19 protein-coding genes are annotated in these 24494 nt (G+C 69.3%); 10 read left to right on the top strand and 9 right to left on the bottom strand.

The annotated features are described in order from the left end of the window. A complete protein-coding gene (locus tag MRBLWH13_RS03210) occupies positions 1 to 234 on the bottom strand; it encodes a hypothetical protein (protein WP_341956875.1) in 234 nt (77 codons plus the stop codon). Positions 235 to 391: 157 nt separating this feature from the next. On the opposite strand from MRBLWH13_RS03210, the gene MRBLWH13_RS03205 reads away from it, so the two are divergent. Next, positions 392 to 922 (top strand): VOC family protein, encoded by a 531-nt coding sequence (locus MRBLWH13_RS03205; RefSeq protein ID WP_341956874.1) that lies wholly within the window; start codon positions 392 to 394, stop codon positions 920 to 922. Here the strand turns inward: MRBLWH13_RS03205 and MRBLWH13_RS03200 are convergent. The 4 genes from MRBLWH13_RS03200 to nhaA form a co-directional block, all read right to left on the bottom strand. After that, the gene (locus tag MRBLWH13_RS03200; protein WP_341956873.1) at positions 894 to 1703 is read right to left on the bottom strand and encodes an SGNH/GDSL hydrolase family protein; all 810 of its coding nucleotides are present in this window, start codon (positions 1701 to 1703) and stop codon (positions 894 to 896) included. The genes MRBLWH13_RS03205 and MRBLWH13_RS03200 overlap by 29 nt on opposite strands. 60 nt (positions 1704 to 1763) lie before the next feature. After that, positions 1764 to 3014, bottom strand: a complete 1251-nt coding sequence (locus tag MRBLWH13_RS03195) for an ATP phosphoribosyltransferase regulatory subunit (protein ID WP_341958385.1) — start codon at positions 3012 to 3014, stop codon at positions 1764 to 1766. Between the two features lie 65 nt (positions 3015 to 3079). Next, positions 3080 to 3691 (bottom strand): MazG family protein, encoded by a 612-nt coding sequence (locus tag MRBLWH13_RS03190; protein ID WP_341958383.1) that lies wholly within the window; start codon positions 3689 to 3691, stop codon positions 3080 to 3082. 67 nt (positions 3692 to 3758) lie between these two features. Further along, positions 3759 to 4925 carry a Na+/H+ antiporter NhaA gene (gene nhaA / locus MRBLWH13_RS03185; RefSeq protein ID WP_341956872.1) on the bottom strand — a complete coding sequence of 389 codons (1167 nt, stop codon included), beginning with the start codon at positions 4923 to 4925 and terminating at the stop codon, positions 3759 to 3761. Between the two features lie 88 nt (positions 4926 to 5013). On the opposite strand from nhaA, the gene MRBLWH13_RS03180 reads away from it, so the two are divergent. Next, on the top strand, positions 5014 to 7701 hold the full coding sequence (locus tag MRBLWH13_RS03180) for a phosphoenolpyruvate carboxylase (RefSeq protein WP_341956871.1): 2688 nt from the start codon (positions 5014 to 5016) through the stop codon (positions 7699 to 7701). 151 nt (positions 7702 to 7852) lie between these two features. After that, the gene (gene gdhA, locus MRBLWH13_RS03175) at positions 7853 to 9223 is read left to right on the top strand and encodes an NADP-specific glutamate dehydrogenase (RefSeq protein ID WP_341956870.1); all 1371 of its coding nucleotides are present in this window, start codon (positions 7853 to 7855) and stop codon (positions 9221 to 9223) included. 90 nt (positions 9224 to 9313) lie between these two features. On the opposite strand, the gene MRBLWH13_RS03170 is transcribed toward gdhA, so the two are convergent. The 3 genes from MRBLWH13_RS03170 to MRBLWH13_RS03160 form a co-directional block, all read right to left on the bottom strand. Next, positions 9314 to 10648 carry an APC family permease gene (locus MRBLWH13_RS03170; protein WP_341958381.1) on the bottom strand — a complete coding sequence of 445 codons (1335 nt, stop codon included), beginning with the start codon at positions 10646 to 10648 and terminating at the stop codon, positions 9314 to 9316. A gap of 255 nt (positions 10649 to 10903) precedes the next feature. Beyond that, entirely contained in the window at positions 10904 to 13978 is a 3075-nt protein-coding gene (locus tag MRBLWH13_RS03165) for an aminotransferase (RefSeq protein WP_341956869.1), read from the bottom strand. Further along, positions 13975 to 14601 (bottom strand): gamma carbonic anhydrase family protein, encoded by a 627-nt coding sequence (locus MRBLWH13_RS03160; protein WP_341956868.1) that lies wholly within the window; start codon positions 14599 to 14601, stop codon positions 13975 to 13977. The genes MRBLWH13_RS03165 and MRBLWH13_RS03160 overlap by 4 nt, the downstream gene beginning before the upstream one ends. Before the next feature lie 154 nt (positions 14602 to 14755). On the opposite strand from MRBLWH13_RS03160, the gene MRBLWH13_RS03155 reads away from it, so the two are divergent. Beyond that, positions 14756 to 15637 (top strand): SDR family oxidoreductase, encoded by an 882-nt coding sequence (locus MRBLWH13_RS03155; RefSeq protein ID WP_341956867.1) that lies wholly within the window; start codon positions 14756 to 14758, stop codon positions 15635 to 15637. A gap of 10 nt (positions 15638 to 15647) precedes the next feature. Here the strand turns inward: MRBLWH13_RS03155 and mfd are convergent, their stop codons facing one another. Then, the gene (gene mfd, locus MRBLWH13_RS03150; RefSeq protein ID WP_341956866.1) at positions 15648 to 19211 is read right to left on the bottom strand and encodes a transcription-repair coupling factor; all 3564 of its coding nucleotides are present in this window, start codon (positions 19209 to 19211) and stop codon (positions 15648 to 15650) included. 78 nt (positions 19212 to 19289) lie between these two features. Here mfd and MRBLWH13_RS03145 point away from each other — a divergent pair, with 78 nt between their 5' ends. From MRBLWH13_RS03145 to ribH, 6 genes are all read left to right on the top strand, one after another. Then, positions 19290 to 19853 carry a GNAT family protein gene (locus MRBLWH13_RS03145; protein WP_341956865.1) on the top strand — a complete coding sequence of 188 codons (564 nt, stop codon included), beginning with the start codon at positions 19290 to 19292 and terminating at the stop codon, positions 19851 to 19853. A gap of 51 nt (positions 19854 to 19904) precedes the next feature. After that, entirely contained in the window at positions 19905 to 20768 is an 864-nt protein-coding gene (locus MRBLWH13_RS03140; RefSeq protein ID WP_341956864.1) for a DNA-formamidopyrimidine glycosylase family protein, read from the top strand. A 272-nt stretch (positions 20769 to 21040) separates the two neighbouring features. Further along, positions 21041 to 22075 carry a bifunctional diaminohydroxyphosphoribosylaminopyrimidine deaminase/5-amino-6-(5-phosphoribosylamino)uracil reductase RibD gene (gene ribD / locus MRBLWH13_RS03135; RefSeq protein WP_341956863.1) on the top strand — a complete coding sequence of 345 codons (1035 nt, stop codon included), beginning with the start codon at positions 21041 to 21043 and terminating at the stop codon, positions 22073 to 22075. Beyond that, positions 22075 to 22704: a riboflavin synthase gene (locus MRBLWH13_RS03130; protein WP_341956862.1), complete on the top strand. Its 630-nt coding sequence runs from the start codon at positions 22075 to 22077 to the stop codon at positions 22702 to 22704. The genes ribD and MRBLWH13_RS03130 overlap by 1 nt, the downstream gene beginning before the upstream one ends. After that, complete coding sequence (ribA, locus tag MRBLWH13_RS03125; protein WP_341956861.1) at positions 22701 to 23969, top strand: GTP cyclohydrolase II; 1269 nt, start codon at positions 22701 to 22703, stop codon at positions 23967 to 23969. Before MRBLWH13_RS03130 ends, ribA begins: the two co-directional genes overlap by 4 nt. Then, positions 23966 to 24439, top strand: a complete 474-nt coding sequence (ribH, locus tag MRBLWH13_RS03120; RefSeq protein ID WP_210097384.1) for a 6,7-dimethyl-8-ribityllumazine synthase — start codon at positions 23966 to 23968, stop codon at positions 24437 to 24439. The genes ribA and ribH overlap by 4 nt, the downstream gene beginning before the upstream one ends. The last annotated feature ends 55 nt before the right edge of the window (positions 24440 to 24494 follow it).

The raw sequence follows: 24494 nt of genomic DNA, 5'->3' as shown, positions 1-24494 counted from the left end.
CTACTCGTCGCTCGGACGAGCCGGTGAGGAGTCGACCCCGCGCGGAGATGGCGACGGAATCGGGTCAGCCGGGGGCCACACCACGAGCAGGAACGCTGCGATCGGGCCGAGGAACACCGTCAGCACGAACCACGCCAACGCCGAACGGTTCCGGGTGCGCGCGAACCCGCCGGCAAGGAGCGCCACGGTCAGCCACATCGCGGACACTGTGGGTCCGAGGTATTCGACATCCATGCCCTCGACCCTACGACGAGACGTCCGGGGTCCCGGTGCGGGGTCGGAACTCGTCGTCGGATTCGCGCGGCGGGGGAACATCGATCCCGCGAACCGCACTCGCAGTCTGTCGCGAATGTTCAAGCGCACGATGACTGCCGCTGCGTACGGTGGCGATATGACCACCGAGAACACGAGCGGAGCGACCGGCGCGACCGGCGCACACACGACGGACGGACGTCCGCACAGCGCGACCTCGCTCACCCCTTTCCTCGCGATCCCCGGGGCGCGCGAGGCGATCGACTTCTACAGCGATGTGTTCGGCGCCCGCGTCGTCGATGTCACGGAGCTGGGGGGCGTCGTCGCCCACGCCGACCTCGACTTCGGTGTCGGACGTCTGCAGCTGGGCGAGCCGAGCCCCGAATACCATCTCGTTCCCGCGCCCTCGGGCGACGACGACTGCTACTCGATGGGGCTGTACGTCCCCGACGTCGACGCTGTCGTCGAGCGTGCTGTCGCCGCCGGGGCGACCGTGCGGGAGGCTCCGTCGGCATTCGTGTCGGGAGACCGGTTCGCGAGCATCCGGGATCCCTTCGGCGTCCGATGGTCGGTGATGACCCGTGTCGAAGACCTGTCGGACGAGGAGAGTGCTCGACGTGTGGCCGAGTGGGCGGCGTCGTTCAGCGCGGCGCCTGACGACGCGAGCTGAGCGCGGCCCCCGCGGCGAGGCACACGGTCGGAAGGAGCGCCTCTGCCGTGCGCCGGTACCCCAGAGCGCTCGGATGGAAGCGGTCCATGCTGAACATCGCATCCGGATCGTCGAAGAACATCGGGCCGACGGCGCGACGGAGATCGACAGGGCGCGCCCCTGCGGCGAGCGCGGTCTCTGTCTGCGCCTCCGCGAGCCTGCGCGACAGGCTGGAGACCAGACAGCGCAGCGGCTGAGGCACGGGGCGCAGCGCGCCGAGGTCGGGGCAGGTCCCGACGACGACTTCAGCGCCACGACGACGCAGACGCAGGATCGCGTCACGCAGGTGCTGTGTCGAGACGGCGACGGGGATCCGGTGCGTGACGTCGTTCCCGCCCACCACGATCACGGCGACGTGCGGCGCATAGCCTTCCGGGAGGTCGGCGAGCTGGGCGGCGAGGTCGGGCGACTCCGAGCCGACGACCGCGGCAGTGCGCAGGTGCACCGGCCGCCCCATGCGCCGCCCCATGCCTTTGGCGAGGCGACCGCCGAGCGTCTGCTTGCGGCGCTCGGCGCCGAGCCCCGCCGCGAGCGAGTCGCCGAGCACGAGCAGCTCGATCGGCTCGCCGGCGAGAGAGGGACGCCAGACTCGGTCGGCGTCGATCGACCTCTCACCGAGCGGCTTGCCGATGCGTCGACGTGCGATGGCCGCCTGATGGGCGAGCACGAACCGGATGCCGGTGGCCACCCCCACCGCCGCGACGCCGACCCCGGCGACGGCGACGAGATGCTGTCGTCTCATGCGCCGATTCGACCCGACCGGCGTGAACGCCGCGTGAACGGCGTCCGAGCTCCCTGAACCTCATGACAGGGGCTTCAGCTCCAGCTGAGACGCACCCGCGGAGACGGTCGCGAACTCCGTGTACCCGTCGGCGGCCGAGCGCTCGAGCAGCGCCTTGACGTTCTTCGTGCGCCGTTCCACCCGGACCCTGGCACCTGTCGCCACGAGCGCGGCCTTATGGGTCACGAGCTCGACGACCGGCACGTCCGCGTCGTGGATCAGCACCACGGCGCGCTCGGCGGCATCCGCTCCCGCCGTCACGAGATCGACGAGCCTCTCGAAGCCGAGCGAGAACCCGACAGCGGGAACCTGCTGGCCGAGGAAGCGCCCGATCATGCCGTCGTAACGCCCTCCCCCGCCCAGCGAGTACGAGACCGAGGGGTGCGCGAGCTCGAAGATCGTGCCGGTGTAGTAGCCCATGCCGCGAACGAGGAAGGGATCGAAAACCAGCGGGATGTCGGTCGCCCCGCGTCCGGCGGCGACGGCCTCGCCGATGCCGACCAGGTGCCCGACGAGCTCATCCGGCGCATTCTCGGGCAGCGCCTTGCGGATCTGGCGCTCGCCGAACGGGTTGTACTCCATGGTCTGCGGGCGGCGCAGGAACTCCTCGAACGCGTCGACGGCGGATGCGGCGGCACCGCGCTCGCGCAGCTCCGTCGCGACCCCCTCCGGGCCGATCTTGTCGAGCTTGTCGATCGTGATCAGCACGCCGGGCCGCTCGTCGGCGGTGAAGCCGAAGCTGTCGAGCATCCAGTCAAGCGCGCGCCGGTCGTTGATGCGCACGGTCGCGCCCTCGAGTCCGAGCGCGTCGACGGCGTCGAGCGAGGCGACCATGAGCTCTGCCTCGGCGCGCGCGGAGTCATCGCCGATGATGTCGATGTCGCACTGCACGAACTGGCGGTAGCGGCCCTTCTGCGGGCGCTCCGCACGCCACACCGGGCCGATCTGGATGGCGCGGAAGACACCGGGCAGCTGAGCGCGGTTGCTCGCGTAGAACCGCGCGAGCGGCACGGTGAGGTCATAGCGGAGTCCGAGGTCTGCGAGTGCGCCCTGGTCGTCGGCCGCCTCCCGGATCGCCTCGGCGTCGAGGCCACGGCGCAGGACGTTGTAGGCGAGCTTCTCATTGTCGCCGCCGATGCCGGCGTGCAGTCGCGAGTACTCCTCGAGCGCGGGAGTCTCGATCTCGTCGAATCCGTGCGACCGGTACCGATCGCGGATGACGGAGAGGACGCGCTCGCGGCGGGCCTTGTCGGCGGGGAGGATGTCGCGCATGCCGCGCGGCGGGTTCACAGTAGCCACGCCCCCATCTTTCCAGGTCGGAAGGGTGGCCCGTGGCGTCAGGCGCCGGATTCGGCGTCGCGGACGTCGGCTTCGAGCCCGCGGAGCCGCTCGCGCAGCGCCCTCTCGGCGTCCCACCCCTCGGTTCGCGCCACAGCGACGAGCCCGAGCAGAGCGTCGCCGAGCTCCGCCTCGGTCGTGGGTGCGGTCACGGCGCCGTCGGTCGGCCCTCCGACCTCCACGCCCGCTCCTGCCGCTCGTCCGACGATCTTCTGCGCGAGTGCCAGCGCCGGCATCCCTCGCGGAACTCCGTCGAGCACGCTCTTCCTCGTGCGCTTCTCGGCCGCCTTCGCCGCGTTCCAGTGCACGAGCACCTCGTCGGGGGTGGTCGCGGTCTCACCCGCGAAGACGTGCGGGTGCCGACGGACCATCTTCTCGGTCAGCGTGTCGGCGACGTCGTCGATGTCGAACGGGTCGTCGGGATCCTGTGCGGCGATGGCCGCATGGAACAGCACCTGCCACAGCAGGTCGCCGAGTTCTTCACGCAGGTCGGCCCGCGTGCCGGTCTCGACGGCGTCGATGACCTCGTGCGACTCCTCGATCAGGTACGGCACGAGGTCGTGATGGGTGATCCGCTGCGACCAGACGCACCGTTCGCGCACCGCGCGCATGGTCTCTGCGGCCTCGCGCAGCGGATCGCGTTCCTGGTCTGCGGTCACTGTTCCTCCTCGAACGTCGTCAGGATGTCGCGGCGCTCAGCCGACGATAGGAGCGGGCGCGAAGCGACACGATCACCCCGGACAGGACGAGCGCGATGAGCGAGCCGACGAGCACGCCGAGGATCGCCTGGTCGCGGACGCCCGCATCCGACGCGAAGGCGAGATTGGCGAGAAGCAGCGAGACCGTGAATCCGATCCCGCCCAGGGCACCGGCCGCCAGGATGTCGCCGAACGGCAGCGCGGGAGCCGACCCCCGGGGTCGGATACGCATCGCGATCCAGCCGAACAGCGAGATGCCGAGGATCTTGCCGACCGGAAGGGCGACCACGATGCCCCAGAAAGCCGGCGAGAGCTCGGAGGGTGCGAGGGCGGGAATCACCACGAACGCGGCGACGAACGCGAACACCGGCAGGATCGCCCCGTTGACGGTGGGCTCGAGGGCGTGACGGGTGCGCGCGGCGGGAACCGGCGACATCACGAGGCCCAGCATGACTCCCGCGATCGTGGCATGGATGCCGGACGCGGCGACCAATCCCCAGACCACGACTCCGACGACGACCATCGCGACGGCGATCGCGGCGTGCCCCTTCGCATGCAGTGCGCGGCTGAGGACCCAGAACAGCGCGACCGCGACCACGGCGAGGACGAGCAGCAGCCACTGCACGTCGTGCGCGAAGAGCACGGCGATGAAGATGATGCCGATGATGTCGTCGAGGATCGCCAGCGCCAACAGGAACACCCGCACGGTCGAGGGCAGCCCCTTGCCGAACATCGCGAGCACACCGAGTGCGAAGGCGATGTCGGTCGCAGTGGGGATCGGCCATCCGGTGGCGGTCGCCGAGTCTCCGGCGATGAGCAGGTAGACCGCGATCGGCACCAGCACACCGCCCGCGGCGGCGATCGCCGGCTGCACGGCCTTGCGCGGCGAATCCAGCTCTCCGTGCGTGAGTTCGTGACGCAGCTCGATCGCGACCACGAGGAAGAACACCGCGAGGAGCCCGTCGGACACCCAGTGCTCGATCGAGAGGTCGAGAGAGGTGCCGGGCACCGCGATGTGGAAGTCGAGCACCGCGGCGAGCGCGTCATGCGTGGGGAGATTCGCCAGCAGCAGACCGAGGCCTGCGGCGACGAGGAGGAGGACAGCAGGGAACTGCTGCCCGCGGAGGGGGTTCGCGGAGATTCGCATCCCCTCCATGGTAGTTCGCCGGTCGCCGCGAGCGTCTCGGATCGTCATGCGTTCCGAGCACCACCCCGACCCGGGATACTCTCGAACGGTGACCCCCGAACACACCTTCCCCGAGCCCACCGACACCTCGGCCATCCGCATCATCGGCCGTTTCGAAGCGGGCCGCGGCATCCCGGACGCGATGCGCTCCGACGTCAGGATGCTCGGCGCCCTTCTCGGCCAGGTGCTGCGAGAAGCCGGCGGCGATGACCTCTTCGAGGACGTCGAGAAGCTGCGCCTGGCCACCATCCAGGCCTACGACGAAGAGACGTCCGACGCGTTCGAGCGTGCTGCAGCGATCGCCGGATCCTTCAGCATCGCCCGCGCCGACGAGGTCGCACGGGCGTTCACGTGCTACTTCCACCTGGTCAACCTCGCCGAGGAGCATCAGCGCGTGCGAGTCCTCCGCGAGCGCGCGGGCCAGCCCGGCCGTGAAGATGCCGCCGACACGGTCGCCACGGCATACGCCCGTCTGAAGACCGAGGTCGGCGATGACGAGGCACTCCGTCGCCTGCAGGGCCTGCGCTTCCACCCCGTCTTCACCGCTCACCCGACCGAAGCCCGTCGCCGGGCGGTGTCGTCGAGCATCCGTCGCCTGTCCGAGCTGCTCACACAGCACGACTCCGCGAGCGAGGGCGGCTCCGAGGAGCACCGCGCCCGCCGTCGGATGCTGGAGGAGATCGACACCCTCTGGCGCACCGCCCCGCTGCGCGCCGAGAAGCCGTCGCCGACCGATGAGGTCCGCACGGTCATGGGCGTGTTCGACGAGACCCTGTTCACCACGGTTCCCCACGTGTACCGCCGCATCGACGACGCTCTGCGCGGCGATGACTCGGGTGCCACCGAGCCCGTGGTACCCGCCTTCGTGCGGATCGGCTCGTGGGTCGGCGGCGACCGCGACGGAAACCCCTTCGTCACGGCATCCGTCACGCGCGAGGCCTCTCAGATCGCCTCGGATCATGTGCTGCGCGGTCTCGAGCGTGCGCTCGACCGCATCGGCCGCACGCTCACGCTCGACGCCGAGGACACTCCTGCGAGCGCGGCCGTGTCGGCGCTGTGGGACGACTTCGCCGCCGCGGACCCGCGCAGCGCCGCGGAGCTCGGAGCCCGCTCCCCCGGCGAGCCGCACCGACGGGTACTGCTCGCGCTCGCCCACCGCGTCGCCGCGACCCGCCGAGGCGAGGAGCAGCGATATGCCCGCCCCGAAGAGCTCCTCGCCGACCTCCGCGCCGTGCAGTCGTCGCTGTCGGACGCGGGTGCGAAGCGCCACGCCTTCGGAGGCGTGCAGCACCTGATCTGGCAGGTGGAGACGTACGGCTTCCACCTCACCGAGCTCGAGGTGCGTCAGCATTCGCAGGTGCATGCGAAGGCTCTGGCGGAGCTCGCGAGCGGCGAGGCCATCAGCGCGCAGACCGAGGAGGTGCTCGAGGTCTTCCGTGCGATCGCCGAGATCCAGCGCGACCGAGGCCTCCGAGCTGCCGGCCGCTACGTCGTGTCGTTCACACAGGCGGCCTCAGACCTCGCGAACGTCTACGCGCTCGCGCGGCATGCACTCGGCGACGACGCACCGGTGCTCGACGTCGTCCCGCTGTTCGAGACCTTCGCCGACCTCCAGGCCGCTCCCGATATCCTCGCCGAGGCGGTCACGTTCCCCGAGTTCCAGGAGAGGATGGCCGCCACCGGCAACCGCCTCGAGGTGATGCTCGGGTACTCCGACTCGTCGAAGGACGTCGGCCCCGTCGCCGCCAACCTCGCCCTGTACGAGGCGCAGGAGAAGATCGCCCTGTGGGCGCAGGAGTCGGACATCGAGCTGACCCTGTTCCACGGCCGCGGCGGTGCCCTCGGTCGCGGTGGCGGACCCGCCAACTCGGCGATCCTCGCGCAGCCGCCGCACTCGGTCGACGGTCGCTTCAAGCTCACCGAGCAGGGCGAGGTCATCTTCGCCCGCTACGGCGAGCCCGCGATCGCGATGCGCCACATCGACCAGGTCGCCGCAGCGACCCTGCTCGCGTCGTCGCCGACGGTCGAGAAGCACACCAGCGATGCCGCAGCGCGGTTCGCGGACATCGCCTCGGTGATGGACCGCTCCTCGCGTGAGCGCTTCTTCTCGCTCGTGAAGGCCGAGGGCTTCGCGCCCTGGTTCGCAACGGTCACCCCGATGGAGGAGATCGGTCTGCTCGCGCTCGGCTCGCGGCCCGCGCGACGAGGACTCTCCGTCGAGTCGCTCGAAGACCTCCGGGCCATCCCGTGGGTGTTCGCGTGGACGCAGGCGCGCATCAACCTCGCCGGCTGGTTCGGTCTCGGCACGGCGCTGGCCGCCGTCGGCGACGAGGCCCGTCTCATCGAGGCGTACCGCGACTGGCCGCTGCTTCGCACCATGATCGACAACGTCGCGATGAGTCTCGCGAAGACCGACGAGCGCATCGCCCGCCAGTATCTGGCGCTGGGCGACCGCGACGACCTCGCCCAGCTCGTGCTCGACGAGATGACACTCACGCGCAAATGGGTGATCCGCCTCACCGGCGGTGTCGGACTGCTCGAGAACAAGCCGATCCTGCAGCGCGCCGTGCAGCTGCGCACCCCTTACGTCGACGCGCTGTCGCTGCTGCAGCTGCGCGCCCTGCGTGCGCTGCGCGACCCGGCGGAGGCGACCGGATCCGGTGCCGATGAGGAACAGCGGCGCCTGCTCCTGCTCTCCGTGAGCGGCGTCGCAGCGGGTCTGCAGAACACCGGGTGAGCCACCTCGTCGTCGTCATCGCGTGCATTCCGGTGTGAGATCCCTCACATCGGCGTGCCCGCTAGAGTGAGGTTTCTGCCCGATCCGGCGGCCACTCACGCGACACGATCGCACGCATCACCTTCTTCCCCCGTTCAGAAAGCTCTTTCGCGTGACCTCTTCGTCTTCCGCCGACTTCCACCCGCTCGCAGAATCCGTGCAGCCCGTCTTCGACACGGTCCTTCACCGCAGCCCGAACGAGCCCGAATTCCAGCAGGCCGTGCACGAGGTGCTGAACTCGATCGCTCCCGTGCTCGCGCGCAATCCGCAGTTCGTCGACGGCGGCATCCTCGAGCGTCTGGTCGAGCCGGAGCGCCAGATCCTGTTCCGGGTTCCGTGGGTCGACGATGCGGGTCGCCTCCAGGTCAACCGCGGCTACCGCATCCAGTTCTCCTCGGTGCTCGGCCCGTACAAGGGTGGACTCCGCTTCCACCCGTCGGTCAACCTGTCGATCATCAAGTTCCTCGGCTTCGAGCAGATCTTCAAGAACGCGCTCACCGGACAGGGCATCGGCGGGGGCAAGGGCGGCTCGGACTTCGATCCTCACGGCCGGTCGGACGGCGAGATCATGCGCTTCTGCCAGTCGTTCATGAACGAGCTCTACCGCCACCTGGGCGAGCACACCGACGTCCCCGCGGGTGACATCGGTGTCGGCGGCCGCGAGATCGGCTACCTCTTCGGCCAGTACCGCAAGATCACCAACCGCCACGAGTCCGGCATGTTCACGGGCAAGGGCACCGGCTGGGGCGGCGCCGAGGTGCGCACGGAGGCCACCGGCTACGGCGCGGTGTTCTTCGCGCAGGAGATGCTCGGCGTGCACAACGACTCGCTCGACGGCAAGCGCGTCGGCGTCTCGGGCTCGGGCAACGTCGCGATCTATGCGATCCAGAAGGCCACCCAGCTCGGTGCGACCGCCGTGACCGCATCGGACTCATCCGGCTATGTCGTCGACGACGCCGGCATCGACGTCGATCTGCTCCGCCAGATCAAGGAGGTCGAGCGCGCTCGTATCGTCGAATACGCCGATCGTCGTCCCGGTGCGCGCTTCATCGAAGGCGGCAGCGTCTGGGAGGTGCCCGTCGACATCGCGGTGCCCTCCGCGACGCAGAACGAGCTCGACCTCGCCGCGGCGGAGGCTCTCATCGCGGGCGGCGTGCGGGCGGTCTCCGAGGGCGCGAACATGCCCTGCGTGCCCGCCGCCGTCGACGCGTTCCAGGCCGCCGGCGTGCTCTTCGCTCCCGGGAAGGCCGCGAACGCCGGTGGTGTCGCGACTTCCGCTCTCGAGATGAGCCAGAACGCGTCCCGTCAGCGGTGGAGCTTCGACGCCAGCGAGAACAAGCTGCGCGAGATCATGGGCGACATCCACGCCGCCGCGTTCGAGGCCGCCGAGCGCTACGACGTCGCGGGTGACTACGTGGCGGGTGCGAACATCTCAGGCTTCGAGCGCGTCGCGGGCGCGATGCTCGCGCAGGGTGTCATCTGACTCCCGCTCACCTGCCGCACATGACGGAAGAGCCGCCTCCCTCCCGGGGTAGGCGGCTCTTCTGCATCCCGCGTTCTGCGCTCGCGGCGCTCAGCTCTCGTCGACAGGTGCCCTCACGACCTTGTTGAAACCGGTCACCGGCTGGTTCTCGTCGAACGCGACCACCCTCTTGCGGAAGCCCTTCGTGATCACGGCGAGGTAGATCAGGCCGATAGCCGTCCAGATGAGGCCTCCGGTGAGGGCATCGGCGTGCAGGTTCACCCACAGGAGTCCCGTCAGCAGCATGCCGATGCCCGGCATCACGATGTACGAGAAGATGTCGCGCGGTGTGTGGCGCCGCCCCTTGCGGATCGCGAACCAGGCGATCACCGAGATGTTCACGAAGGTGAAGGCGATCAGTGCGCCGTAGTTGATCCAGGCCGCGATCAGCTCGAGGGTGAACGGGATCGCCAGCAGTGAGATGGCTCCCACCAGCACGATGTTGAAGGTCGGCGTGTGGGTGCGCGGGTTGATGTAGCCGAACGCCTTCTGCGGAAGCACGTTGTTGCGTCCCATCACCAGCAGCATGCGCGACACCGATGCGTGCGAGGCGAGACCGGACGCCAGGGTCGCGCAGAAGCCGGCCGCCGTCAGGACGGCCATGAGCACGTCGCCCCCGACGAGGTTGCCGATGATCGGCAGCGTGGAGTCCTCGACGTACTGCATGTCGCCACCGGGGGCGAACTCGTTCCAGTCCGGGAACCGCAGCTGCGTCACGTACGCGGCCACGAGGAAGATCGCTCCGCCGAGCAGCACCGTGAGCAGGATCGCCTTCGGCATGATCTTCGGGTCCTTCGCCTCCTCGGCGTACATCGTCACCGCATCGAAGCCGATGAAGGAGAAGCAGACGATCGTGGCTCCCATAAGCACCGCGCTGATCGTCGCACCGTCGTGGATGAACGGGGCGGCCGAGGCGATCGTGGCCGCTCCTTCGCCGCGCAGGAGCTGGGCGACGACCATCACGACGAACACGACCATCACGACGATCGAGAACACGAGCAGGATCATGTTCATGTTCGATGTACCGCGCATGGTCATGTAGATGATGCTCGTCACGAGGATGCAGTAGAGCACCACCCAGATCCAGCCGGGGATGTCGGGGAACAGCGCCTCGAGGTAGCTGCGGATGATGAGGCAGTTGACCATCGGGAGCAGCACGTAGTCGATCAGCGAGGTCCAGCCGACCATGAAACCGAGGTTCGGGTGGATGGATTCGCGGACGTAGGTGTAGGCCGATCCCGCGCTCGGGATGGCGCTGGAGATCTTGCCGTAGCTGATCGCGGTGAAGACCATCACGACGAGAGCGACCAGGTACGCGGCGGGGACGACGTTGTCCGTGTCGCGAGCCACCATGCCGAACGTGTCGAAGACGACGGTCGGCGTCATGTAGCCGAGTCCGAGACCGACGATCGCCCAGAGGCCGAGGTTGCGGCGAAGGGTTCCCCCACCCTGCGCGAGGGGCTTCGTCTTGACGGGCGTGGCCATGAGTACTCCTTCGGGAACAGCGCATGGGTCGGACTTCGGGCGATCCGACGCTGACGCTCAGTATGTACCCGGGATAATCGTCAGCGGAAGAGCGGATCTGATTCGAAATACGCATTTAACATGCCGAATCCTCACGGGATTCGAAGACCACCGCGATCACCATCCTTCGGAGAGCACTCGATCCAGCACCGCGACAACATGATCGGCGCTCTCGACCGTCAGACAGAGCGGCGGCTTGATCTTCAGCACGTTCGAACGCTCCGAGGTGGTGAGCACGATCACACCGAGCTCGCGCATCCGCTCGCAGATCGCGGCGGCCTCGGCAGAGGCCGGCTCCATGCTGTCGCGGTCGCGCACGAGCTCGACTCCGAGATAGAGACCTTCACCATGCACAGGGCCGACGAGCGGATGCCGGTGCGCCAGAGCCCGAAGCGACGCGGCCAGGCGGGCACCGACCTCGCGGGCGTTGGCCTGCAGATCGTCCTCGACCATGGCGTCGAGCACGGCCAGCCCGACGCGGCAGCTGAGGGTGCTGCCGCCTGCCGAGGAGAAGAACTGCCCCTGGCTGCTGAGGGCATCGGCGATCCGTCGCGAGGTGATCACTCCCCCGATAGGGAACCCGTTGCCCATGGGCTTCGCGATCGTGACGATGTCGGGCACGACGCGGGACTGCTCGAATCCCCAGAAGCTCGAGCCCATGCGACCGAAGCCCACCTGCACCTCGTCGGCGATGCAGAGACCGCCGCGAGCGCGCACCAGATCGTAGGCGCCCGCCAGATATCCGTCGGGCAGCAGCACACCGCCGGCGTTCCCGAGCACGGATTCGCACAGGAACGCCGCCACGTCGCGGCCGTCCGCAGCGAGACCGTCGAGATCCTCGGCGAGGTCGGCGAGATACCGCTCGGCCGTGTCGTCTCCGCGGTACGTTCCACGGAAGGAGTTCGGCGCATCGGCCACGTGCACCCAGTCGGGTCGCGTCTCGAGCGCCTGGGGGTTGTCGTAGGCACTCGTCGTGACGGCATCGCTCGCCATGGTCCAGCCGTGATAGGCCTCGCGGAGCGCCACCACGGAGCGCCGGTCGGTCGCCGCCTGCGCGAGTCGGATGCCGAGATCCACCGCCTCTGAGCCGCTGTTCACCAGCAGCACCGTGTCGAGTCCGCTCCCCTCGGGCATCAACGCGATCAGGCGCTCGCTGTACTCGGCGAGGTCGCGGAACAGGAAGCGCGAGTTCGTGGCGAGGGTCTTCAGCTGTCGGTTCGCCGCGGCCGCGACCTTCGGATGCCCGTGGCCGAGGCCGGCGACGTTGTTCACCATGTCGATGTAGCTTCGACCGGTGGTGTCGACGAGATGGTGCCGCCAGCCGCGCTCGATCTGCGGCGGGTGCTCGTAGTAGCGCTCCTGCGCCTCGGCGAAGATCCGCTCACGACGGCGCAGCTCGTCGTCCGCGCCGTCGTGCTGCGCGTGCGAGGCGAGACCGAGCAGAGCCGCGGGGTCGGCGGTGAAGCGACGCCAGGCGTCGACCCGATCCGGGGTGACCAGGTGCGCGGCGGTGGCTACGGCGGGCAGCGACGGAGCATCCGCTCTGCGAAGTCCGACGACCAGCGTCCTGATCTCGAACGACGCCGCGAGCCGACCGATGCTCTCGCCCTTCTCGACCCGGCCGTTGCGCGTCGGCTCGAAGTCGGGGCCGCGGAGGTCGAGTTCCCACCCGCCGTCGATCGTGATGCGCACACTGCCGTCGGTGATCTTCAGGTCACCCTCGACAGGGGCGATCATGCGCGACGACGGCCCGGGAGCGACGTGCACCTCGGTCTCGACCGGCCAGGTGGCCGCGGCATGCGGAGTGTCGATGGTCGTGCGTGTGAGGCGGTACATCCCGTAGGGAACCACGGCAGCACGCGCGCCCTGGGCATGCGCCCCGGCGATGAGCGCCGCCTCTGCATCAGGCGCCGTCCAGCGTCCGGCATCCAGTTCGTCGGACTCCACGCCCGGATCGACCACGACGATGCGACCGTCGAGCTCAGGCAGCAGCGGAGCGAGCTCGGAGATCGGGCCAGGCCCGTCCGGGCGCGGTGCTTCCTGCTCCGGCTCCTCGTGCGCGGAATCCTCCCCGCCCGAGGTGTCCGCCTCCGGCGTCTCAGCCCCCGGGATCTCGGGCTCCGGGGTGCCGTCCTCCGGCGCGGCGACGACGGGAATCTCGAAGACGGGCGCGTCGAATCCCAGTCGGTCGAGCACGAGCTCCGTCGCCTCGGCGAGCGGTACGGCGGTCGCGGCATCGAAGATGGCCTGCTCCCCCGCGATCCGCTCTCGCGCGTACTCGTTGTCGCCGTCGATCTCGAGCTGTCTCCAGCCGCTCGCGACGAGGAGAGCCGCTCGCAGCACGACCAGCGGCCAGACGGCGAGCGCCTCGTCACGGCTGAGGGGCGCATCCGCGTGGAACGCGGCGATCGTGTCGAGCGCGCGCAGAGGGCGCTCGGGTTCGTGGTGGAGCATCGACGAGACGCACACCGCGAGTTCGGCGACGCGCCAGCCGAGACCGAGGTCGCCGAGATCGAGCACGACGTGCGGATGGAGCCGAGAGTCCGCGCCTCGCCGACCGGTGACGTTGTCGTCGGTGAGGTCGCCGTGGATCGGCTGCACCGGCAACGCAGCAGCCACGATCGACAGTGCCTTGTGCGCGTCCTCCGCGGCCGTGCGCACGCGGGAGCGCAACTCGGCCTCCGTCACCGCCGGGGCGAGCGCGCTGATCTGGGCATAGGCGACGCGCATGTCCCACATCTGGTCGCGCTCGAGCCCCGGATGCGCGAGACCCGCGAGCGCGTTCACGGATGCCGCCGCCAGCGCGCCGAACTCGGCGAGGACGACGGGAGCCAGATACCCCGCATCGACCATCGGCTCACCCGCGGCGAACTCACTGCGGCGCACCGCGAATCCCCGCCAGCGCTGCGTGAGCTGACCGTCGAGTCCGGGGAGCACGGCGGGAACCCGCACGCCGGCCGCGCGATAGGCGTCGAGCGCCGCATGCTGCGCGGCTCTCGCGTCGTCACCGAAGACGGGGTTGTCGACGCGCAGCACGCTGCGCGATCCGTCCGGCTCGACCAGCACGAAGTTGCGGTCCTGATTGCTGCCGAGCTCGGTCGCCACTGCCTCGACTCCGTAGCATTCGCGAGCGATCAGCGCGGCGTCGTCCGTGCTGATGTCCGGTCGGACGAGCCCCGCGCCGTCACTCACCCGCGACCCGCCGCGCGGCCGTCGGCGTCGAGACGCACGTCGTCGGCGTGCCGGGCCAGCGAGCTGCCGTAGCGCTCGGTCAGCTGCACCATGAGGTCGGGGGTGTCGCGATCCACGCCGAAGACGTGCCCAGGGAAGTCGAGTTCGGGTTGTGCGGCGGAGATCTCCTCCTCCCTGTCAGGAGACAGGAGCTGCACGGGATCTCCGACCGCGACCCAGCCGATCGGCACGACCGTTCCGGCCGGAAGCACGGCTCGTCGGTGCACGATGGCGTTCACCCGGACCTCGCATCGATCGCCCACCAGCGCGCCGTTGAAGATCCGTGCGCCGGACGCGAAGAAGACCTCTTCGCCCACGGTCGCGCCGGCGATGCTCGCGAGGGTTCCCACGAGGGTGTGCGAACCGATGTGCACGGCGTTCGCGGCCGTGGCTCTGATGAGCGCATTCTCCATCACGATCACGTGCTCGCCGATCGTGATCGGTCCTCCCTCTGCGGTGATCACGGCGCCATGGAGCACCTGGCAGTCAGGGCCGATGGTCACGTCTCCGGAGATCACGGCGGTGGGAGCGACGACGGCGGTGTCATGGATCCGGGGCCGAGCCCCGAGGTGCTCGTACAACATGACGCCAGCGTAGCGCCGCCGCATACGTGTCGAGAAGGCTGATCGAGCCTCCTGCTACGCTGACGCCCATGAAGTGCAGCTGACTCGATCCCTCCCCCGCCTCCGACCGCCATTCGGCGCGCCCGGGGCTCCATCGATCGAAAGGCGAATCGCCATGCACTCCCACGACCTTCCCCTGTTCGGACGCACTGCTCTGGTGACCGGCGTCTCCCGCAGACGCGGCATCGGATTCGCGACCGCGACGACGCTCGCGTCCCTCGGCGCGAACGTGTTCTTCCACCACTTCCGCCCCCATGATCTCGACCACCCGTGGGGCGGGGACGACCTCGACGCGGTTCGCGCCGGCATCCACGACGCCCTCGCATCCGGGGCCGTGATGGGCGACGCTCAGGCTGACCTGCGAGACCCTGCAGGCATCGAACCGCTGCTCGACGCGGCATCAGCGCTCTCGGGTCGGCTCGACATCGTCATCTGCAACCAGGCGATGAGCGGCGGCGACGGCACGATCTTCGACATGACCGCCGACCGACTCGACGCGCACTGGCAGGCCAACACCCGCGCCTCGCTGCTGCTCACAGCCGGGCTGGCGAATCGAGTACGCCGAGAACTCGGCGGTGCAGAGACTCCGGTCGGTCGCCCCGGCGACAGCATCCCGCCGCTCGGCCCCTTCGAGAAGCCGACCGCTCACGTCGTCTGGATGACCTCGGGTCAGGGGCACGGGGCGATGCGCGGCGAGATCTCGTACGCGACGAGCAAGGCCGCGCTCGCGGGGATCACCCGTACGACTGCCGTCGAGCTGCTCGATGTCGGAATCGTGCTGAACACCGTCAATCCGGGTCCGGTGAACACGGGCTACCTCGATGCCGACACGACGGATCGCGATCTGTCGGGCGTCGAGGACTGGATCGCGGGCACACCGTTCGGCCGTGTCGGTCGCCCCGACGACCCTGCCCGCCTGATCGGCTGGCTGTGCACGGACGCCGGCTCGTGGGTGGTCGGTCAGGTGCTGACCACCGACGGCGGATTCTCGCTGTAGCCGGTTCCCCTCACTCGACCTTCGCCGGCTCGGGGAAGATCGCCGTGAGCAGCTGGCCGACCCACTCGAGCAGTTCCGCGTTCGGCAGCGGCTCGAGTCCGACGCCCACTGCTGCGGAGATCGTCGGCATCGGCACCACGAGAGCGTCGCCACCCGCGACCAGCTTCGCCTTCGGATACAGCCGCTGCAGACGCACCTTGATCGATTCCTCGAGGTGAGCGGGCGCGATGCGCAGGTTCGACCCCATCACGACGACATCGGCGAGCCCCGCCCTGGCCGCGCGGCGTCGCAGTCGGGCGACCGCGATCAGACCCTCGACCTCGTCGGGCGGCGTGCCGTAGCGGTCGGTGAGCTCCTCGATCACGAGATCGATCGCGTCGTCCTTCGCCGTCGCGGCTGACGCCGCGGAGAGCTTCTGATAGGCCTCGAGCCGCAGCCGCTCGCTGTCGATGTAGTACTCGGGGATGCGCGCATCCAGCGGGAGCTCGAGGCGCAGCTCCTGGCCGGATTCGACGTCTTCGCCGCGGAAGGTCGCGACGGCCTCGCCGATCATCCGGAGGTACAGGTCGAAGCCGACGCCGGCGATGTGGCCCGCCTGCTCGCCGCCGAGCAGGTTTCCGGCTCCTCGCAGCTCGAGGTCCTTGAGCGCGACCTGCATGCCGGAACCGAGATCGTTGTTGACCGCGATCGTCTGCAGACGGTCGGCCGCGGTCTCGCTGAGCGGCTTCATCTCGTCGTACAGGAAGTAGGCGTACGCCCGCTCGCGACCGCGGCCGACGCGGCCACGCAGCTGATGCAGCTGGCTCAATCCGTATTTGTCGGCACGGTCGATGATGATGGTGTTCGCGTTCGCGATGTCGAGTCCGGTCTCGATGATCGTCGTCGAGACGAGCACGTCGAACTTGCGCTCCCAGAAGTCGTCGACGACCTGCTCGAGCGCGTGTTCGCCCATCTGGCCGTGAGCCACCGCGATGCGCGCCTCGGGCACGAGCTCCGCGAGCTGCGCCGCCACCCGCTGGATCGACTGCACGCGGTTGTGCACGAAGAACACCTGCCCCTCACGGAGGATCTCACGCCGGATCGCCGCGGTGATCTGCTTGTCGCTGCGGGGTCCCACGAAGGACAGGATCGGATGCCGGTCTTCCGGCGGAGTCGCCAGGGTCGACATCTCGCGGATGCCGGTGACCGCCATCTCGAGCGTGCGAGGGATCGGCGTCGCGCTCATCGCGAGGATGTCGACATTGGTCTTCATCTTCTTGAGGGTGTCCTTGTGCTCGACCCCGAAGCGCTGCTCCTCGTCGATGATCATCAGACCGAGGTCTTTGAACATGACCTGGTCGGTGAGGATGCGGTGCGTGCCGATGACCATGTCGACCGTGCCGTCGAGCAGCCCCTCGAGCGTCAGACGCGCCTCTTTGTCACTCTGGAAACGCGAAAGCGGACGCACCTTCACGGGGAACCCGGCGAAGCGCTCGGTGAAGGTCTCGAGGTGCTGCTTCACGAGCAGCGTCGTCGGCACGAGCATCGCGACCTGCTTGCCGTCCTGGATCGCCTTGAACGCCGCGCGGACGGCCACCTCGGTCTTGCCGAAGCCGACATCGCCCGAGAGCAGCCTGTCCATCGGGATCGGCCGCTCCATGTCGGCCTTGATCTCGTCGATGGTCTGCAGCTGATCGAGCGTCTCGGCGAACGGGAAGGCCTCTTCGAGCTCGCGCTGCCAGGGCGTGTCGGGGCCGAACGCATGACCCTTGGCGCTCATCCGCGCCGAGTACAGCTTGACCAGCTCGACGGCGATATCGCGCACCGCCTTGCGAGCCTTGCCCTTCGCCTGCGACCAGTCGCTGCCGCCCATCTTCGAGAGGGTCGGCCCCTCACCGCCGACGTACTTCGAGAGCAGATCGAGCTGATCGGTGGGCACGTAGAGCTTGTCGCCGGGATAACCGCGCTTCGACGGCGCGTACTCGAGCACGAGATAGTCGCGCACTGACTTCGTCGCGTTGCGCCCGCCGGTCGACACCTCCCGCTGCGTCATCTCGACGAAGCGGCCGATGCCGTGCGTGTTGTGCACGACGTAGTCGCCCTGCTTGAGCTGCAGCGGATCGACGACGTTCTTGCGGCGCGACGCGAGCTTCTTGACGACGCGCTGGTCGCCGCCGATCGTGCGCCCGTAGAACTCGTTGTCGGTGAGGACAGCGAGCCTGGCCTCGGGGATCTGGAATCCGGCCTCGACCGAGCCGGTCACGAGGGTCGCGACGCCGGTGTCGGGCGCATCGGTCAGCTCGGACACGATGCGAGCGGCGATCCCCCGGTCGGAGAGCACGTCGCGCGCGCGGTCGACGAGGCCCGCTCCGGCGGCGATCACGACGACCCGCCAGCCGTCTGCGACCTTCGCCTCGACGAACGAGATCGCACCGTCGACGTTGCCGTGGAACGACGGGATGACCGACGCGTCGATGGTCTCGGCATCCTCACCCCCCATCGAGAACGGGCTCAGGCGCCACCAGACACCGCCGCGATCGCGCACGACCTCGCGCAGCCGGGCGATGGTGAGGAAGTCGCCGGCACCGAGATCGATCGGCGCGGACGCGCCGGAGGTCGCCGCGCTCCAGGCCGCGTCGAGGAACTCGCGGTTCGTCTCGCCCAGGGTGATCGCGCGCGCGCTCGATCGCTCGGGATCGACGACGGCCGTCGCGCTGCCCTCAGGCAGGTATTCGGCGAGCGATTTGAGCGGCCCCGAGACCGCCGGGAGCAGCGATTCCATGCCTTCGACGGGGATGCCCTCGGACATCTTCTCGAGCATCCCGGCGATCGCGGGGAACCCGCCGATCAGCGCTCTCGCGCGGTCGCGGACGTCGGGGGTCAGCAGCAGCTCACGGCTCGGCGGAAGGTCGACCCCGTCGACGTCGCCGGGAAGGGAACGCTGATCGGCGACCGAGAACGCCCGGATCTGATCGACCTCGTCGCCGAAGAACTCGACACGGAACGGATGCTCGGAGATCGCAGGGAAGACGTCGAGAATTCCGCCGCGCACCGCGAACTCACCCCGTCGCGACACCATGTCGACGCGGGAGTAGGCGCGCTCGACGAGCTGTTCGACCACGTGATCGAGCTCGTGACCACGGGTTCCCGCGCGCAGCTCGAGCGGCGCGATCTCACCGAGGTTGCCTGCGATCGGCTGCAGCGCGGCCCGCACGGACGCGACCACGACGAGCGGATGATCACCCGACCACTCGGCGATGCGGCGGAGGGTCTGGAGTCTCTGTCCGACGGTGTCGGGGCTCGGGCTGAGCCGTTCGTGGGGAAGAGTCTCCCAGGCCGGGAAGGTCACGACCTCGGCGTCGGGTATGTAGGCGTTCAGTGCCGCGGCCAGGCTCTCGGCACGTCGACCGGTCGGCACCACGGTGAGAAGTGCCGGCGGCTGCCCGGCCGCTCGCCGCTTCGCCAGCAGCCCGGCGAGCGCCGGGGCATCGAGTCCGTCGACCAGGCCGAGATCGGCATCGGTCTGGGCCCACGTCAGGGCGTCACGAAAAAGAGATGCCTCTTCCAAGGCGCGCAGAATCCCCGGCACAGTCACCGGATAAGCCTAGCCGCGGCCACAGACACGGGCTCGCGGGTCTGCGGGCGGGGACTCGGCCACCCATAGGATGCACGGATGGAACCGGTCACCCTCACCACCGAGCGCCTCGTCCTGCATGTGCCGGACGAGACTGACATCGACGCGATCACCGCGGCCTGTCAGGACCCCGAGATACCCCGGTGGACCACCGTGCCGAGCCCGTACCGGCGCACGGATGCCGAGGACTACGTGCGTCTGATCGGTGAGCGGTGGGCCGACGGCAGCCAGACCATCTGGTGCGCCTATCGCGACGGCGAGCTGGTGGCCTCGATCGGGCTGCACCGCGTCTCCGAGCACCACACCGGCGGGGATGCGGAGATCGGGTTCTGGGTCGCGGCGCCGGCTCGCGGCCAGGGCTACCTCGTCGAGGCAGCGCGCGCCGTGGTCGACTGGAGCTTCGACGAGCTCGGGCTCGCGCGCTTGGGCTGGCGTGCGGTCGCCGGCAACGTCGCTTCGGCCCGAGCCGCCCGCGCGCTCGGGTTCCGGTACGAGGGGCTGGGCCGCCAGGCGCTCACCAGCGCACGCGGCCGCGACGACGGGTGGTTCGGCGGCCTTCTGGCGACGGATGACCGCACGCCTGTGGAATGGCCGATCCTCTAGCCCGGTGTCGGACCCTAGCCCGGTGTCGGACCTGGGTGGCAGGATGAGCGCATGCCTGAGATGCCGGAAGTCCAGGGCCTGACGACATTCCTGACGGAGCGCGCCGTAGGGCGAACGATCGTCCGCACGGCCGTGGGCGCGATCGCTGCGCTGAAGACCTACGACCCGCCGAACACCGCGTTGCACGGTGCCGAGATCACGGCGGCGTCGCGACGAGGCAAGTTCATCGTGCTCTCCTGCGGCGCCGACCTGCATCTCGTCTTCCATCTGGCCAAGGCCGGGTGGCTGCGCTGGTACGAGACTCTGCCGACGACCCTGATCAAGCCGGGCAAGTCGCCGATCGCGCTGCGGGTCGCACTCGACGACGAGAGCGGGTTCGACCTCACCGAAGCCGGTACGAAGAAGTCTCTGGCCGTCTACGTGGTGCGCGATCCCCAGGAAGTGCCGGGAATCGCTCGCCTCGGACCCGATCCGCTCGAATCGACCTTCACGCGCGAGGTCTTCGGCAGCCTGCTCAGTGGGCGGCGCACGCAGATCAAAGGTCTGCTGCGCGATCAGAGCATCATCGCCGGCATCGGCAACGCCTACTCCGACGAGATCCTGCACGCGGCCCGCATGTCCCCCTACGCGATCGCCGACAAGCTCGGCGACGAAGAGGTCGACCGGCTGTTCGCGGCGATGCAGACGACGCTGACGGATGCCGTCGCCGAGGCGTCGGGCAAGCCGCCGGCCGACCTCAAAGACGCGAAGCGCCGGGGGATGCAGGTGCACGCCCGTCGCGGCGAGACCTGTCCGGTGTGCGGCGACACCGTGCGCAGCGTCTTCTTCGCCGACCGCTCTCTCGAGTACTGCCCGACGTGCCAGACCGGAGGAAAGCCCCTCGCCGATCGCCGCCTGTCACGGCTGCTGAAGTAGCACTTCGACGCGGAATGAAATGTCGTCAGACGCGTTGAGTACACTCAGAGCATCAACGTGCTCCGGGGTCGGTGAGAATCCGAACCGGCGGTGACAGTCCGCGAGCGTCTCGGTTCTCCGAGGTGCCGATCCGGTGGAATTCCGGGACCGACGGTGGTGCGAGGCGCAGCCTCGCTAGTCCGGAAGGGAGGCAGCACGGTGCGCCGCCGTGCGCGCGTTCTGCCTGTGTCTCCCCTCGAGGAGATCCCCTGGAGCCTCAGAGAGGACCACGGATGGCAGTGAACGAGACGGAGCGCCGGGCGATGACCCGTGCGCTCGAGCTCGCGGCCCTCGGCCCGCGGGGCGTCAACCCGCAGGTCGGTGCCGTCATCCTCTCCCCCGACGGGACGGTCCTCGCCGAAGGATGGCACCACGGTGCCGGAACGCCGCACGCCGAGGTCGACGCGCTCTCGAAGCTCGCGCCAGAGGCAGCGCGAGGGGCCACCGCGATCGTCACCCTCGAGCCCTGCAACCACACGGGCCGCACCGGCCCCTGCGCGGTCGCGCTCATCGAGGCGGGCGTGGCCCGTGTCGTCTACGCGCTCGACGACCCCGGCGCGGTGTCGGGCGGCGGCGCGGACCGCCTCCGTGCCGCGGGAGTGAGCGTCGACTCGGGCGAGCAGGCCGACGTCGCTCAGGGGATCATCGACGGCTGGCTCACCGCGCAGCGTCTGGGGCGCCCGCACGTCACGGTGAAGTGGGCCCAGTCGCTCGACGGCCGCGCCGCGGCATCCGACGGCAGCAGCCAGTGGATCACCGGGCCCGAGGCACGCGCCGACGTGCACCGACGTCGAGCCGCAGCGGATGCGATCGTCGTCGGCACCGGCACCGTGCTCTCCGACGACCCCTCCCTGACAGCGCGCGACGGCGACTCACTGTACGAGACGCAGCCGGTCCCGGTCGTCATCGGCTCGCGGCCCACCCCTGACGCGGCCGCGATCCGTCGTCATCCGCAGACGCCGCTCTTCTACGACACGCACGATCTGCACACCGTGCTCGCAGATCTGCACGCGCGCGGCATCCAGAGCGTGTTCGTCGAAGGTGGCCCCACACTCGCGAGTGCGTTCATCGCCCAGGGCCTCGTCGATCGGGTGCTCGCCTACATCGCCCCGGTGCTGATCGGCGGCGAACGGCTCGCGCTGACAGACATCGGCGTCGCATCGATCGACGCCGCCCGCCGTCTCACGGTCGAGGAGTGGGTGCCTCTCGGCGCCGACCTGCTCGCGATCGCCACCCCTGCACTCGACCTCGAAGAAGGAGTCGCCTGATGTTCACCGGAATCATCGAGGAGATCGGCGAGATCACCGCGATCTCGCCCTCAGGAGACGGGTGGCGACTGACCGTGCGCGCACCGAAGGCCGCCTCCGACGCAATCCACGGCGAGTCGATCGCCGTCTCGGGAGTCTGCCTGACGGTCGTGGGCACGACGGCCGACACCTTCGACGCCGACGTGATGAAGCAGACGCTCGACGTCGCAGCCCTCGGCGGAGCATCCGTCGGGACGCGCGTGAACATCGAGAAGGCGATGCCGGTCGGCGCACGCCTCGGCGGCCACATCGTGCAGGGACACGTCGACGGCGTCGGCAGTGTCGTCGACGTGCGGCCGGGCGAGCAGTGGAGCGTGCTGCGCGTCTCGCTGCCGGGCGACCTCGCCCCGCTCGTGGTCGACAAGGGCTCGATCTCGGTCGACGGCACGTCCCTCACCGTCAGCGCGGTGAGCGCGGCGGATGCGGCGAGCCACTGGTTCGAGATCTCCCTGATCCCCGAGACACTCGCCGCCACCACCCTCGGCTCGCGCGCGGTCGGCGACCGTGTGAACCTGGAGACCGACATCCTCGCCCGTCACGTCGAACGCCTGCTGGCGTTCAGGGCAGCACCGGAAGGAGGCTCACGATGAGCCTTTCCACCATCCCCGAGGCCCTCGAGGCCCTCCGCGCTGGGCGTCCCGTGCTCGTCGCCGACGACGAGAACCGCGAGAACGAGGGCGATGTCGTGCTCTCCGCCGAGCTCGCGACCCCCGAGTGGGTCGCCTGGACCGTCCGCTGGTCGTCCGGGTTCATCTGCGCGCCGATGCCTGCCGACCTCGCAGACAACCTGAACCTGCAGCCGATGGTCGCCGCCTCCGAGGACGCGCGCTCGACGGCGTACACGGTCAGCGTCGACGCGGCCGAGGGCGTCACCACCGGCATCAGTGCGCACGACCGCGCCCACACGCTGAACGTCCTGGCGAACCCTGCGTCGACGGCCACCAGCATCATCCGCCCCGGACACGTCCTCCCCCTCCGTGCGGTCGACGGCGGAGTCCGCGAACGCAGCGGTCACACCGAGGCTGCCGTCGATCTGATGAAGCTCGCGGGACTCCGCCCGGTCGGCGCGATCGCCGAGGTCGTCGCCGAGGACGGCAGCATGATGAGGCTTCCCGGACTCATCGAGCTCGGCGCGCGCGATGGGGTGCCGGTCATCACGATCGAACAGCTCATCGCCCATCTCAACGAGATCGACCCCACCGGCTGGTCTCCTGAACGCGCCAGCAGGCGCGTGAGCCTCCGCGCGGATGCGACCGTGCCCACCACGCACGGCACGTTCCGCTTCCTGGCGTACAAAGACAGGGTGACCGGCACTGACCACATCGCCGTCGTCTCGGGCGAGCCCGGCGAGACCGCTCTCGTGAGGGTGCACTCGGAGTGTCTGACGGGCGAGGCCTTCGGCTCGCTGAAGTGTGAGTGCGGCCCTCAACTCGATGCGGCTCTCGACGCGATCGAGCAGGACGGCGGCATCGTCATCTACATGCGCGGACACGAGGGTCGAGGCATCGGCCTCATCAACAAGCTCCGTGCCTACAGCCTGCAGGAGGAAGGCCTCGACACGGTCGACGCCAACCTCGCACTCGGGCTGCCGGCCGATGCCCGCGACTACGCAGCGGCTGCCGGCATCCTCGCCGACCTCGGTGTATCGAAGGTGCGCCTGCTGACGAACAACACCGACAAGGTGAACCAGCTGCGCGGCCTCGGGCTCGACGTCGTCGAGCAGGTCCCGCTGATCGTCGGCGTCGGACCGAACAACCACCAGTACCTCGAGACCAAACGTGACCGGATGGGTCACATCATCGGAGAGGCGGAGCTCGCAGAGGCTCTCGCCGACGGAAAGAAGGACCACACATGAGCGGCGCAGGAGCACCCAAGACCGAGAAGATCGACGGACGCGGATTGAAGGTCGTCATCGTGGCCGGCACGTGGCATGACGTGATCACCGACGGCCTGATCGCCGGTGCGCAGCGCGTCCTCGACGACGCCGACGCCGCCTACCGACTCGTGCGCGTGCCCGGTTCGTTCGAGCTGGCCCTCGCCGCGCAGGCGGCGTTCGCCGGCGGCGCCGACGCCGTGGTGGCCCTCGGCGTGATCATCCGAGGCGGCACCCCGCACTTCGAGTACGTCTCGGCCGCGACGACCGACGGACTGACCCGCGTCTCGCTCGATGCGGGCAAACCTGTCGGCTTCGGCGTGCTGACGCTCGACGACGAGAAGCAGGGCCTCGACCGCGCAGGGCTCGAAGGATCGAAGGAGGACAAGGGTGCGGAGGCTGCGGATGCCGCGCTGCGCACCGCCCTCCTCGTGCGCGAGCTGCGCGGCTGAGAGGTCAGCCTGCCCTTGCTGGCGCGCACGCCCCGCGTGCTCGTACCGTGAGGGC

Source organism: Microbacterium sp. LWH13-1.2 (genome assembly GCF_038397735.1).
Classification (GTDB): Bacteria; Actinomycetota; Actinomycetes; order Actinomycetales; family Microbacteriaceae; genus Microbacterium.
Note: the sequence above shows the minus strand (reverse complement) of the source record. Positions and strands in the feature narration are given on the sequence as shown.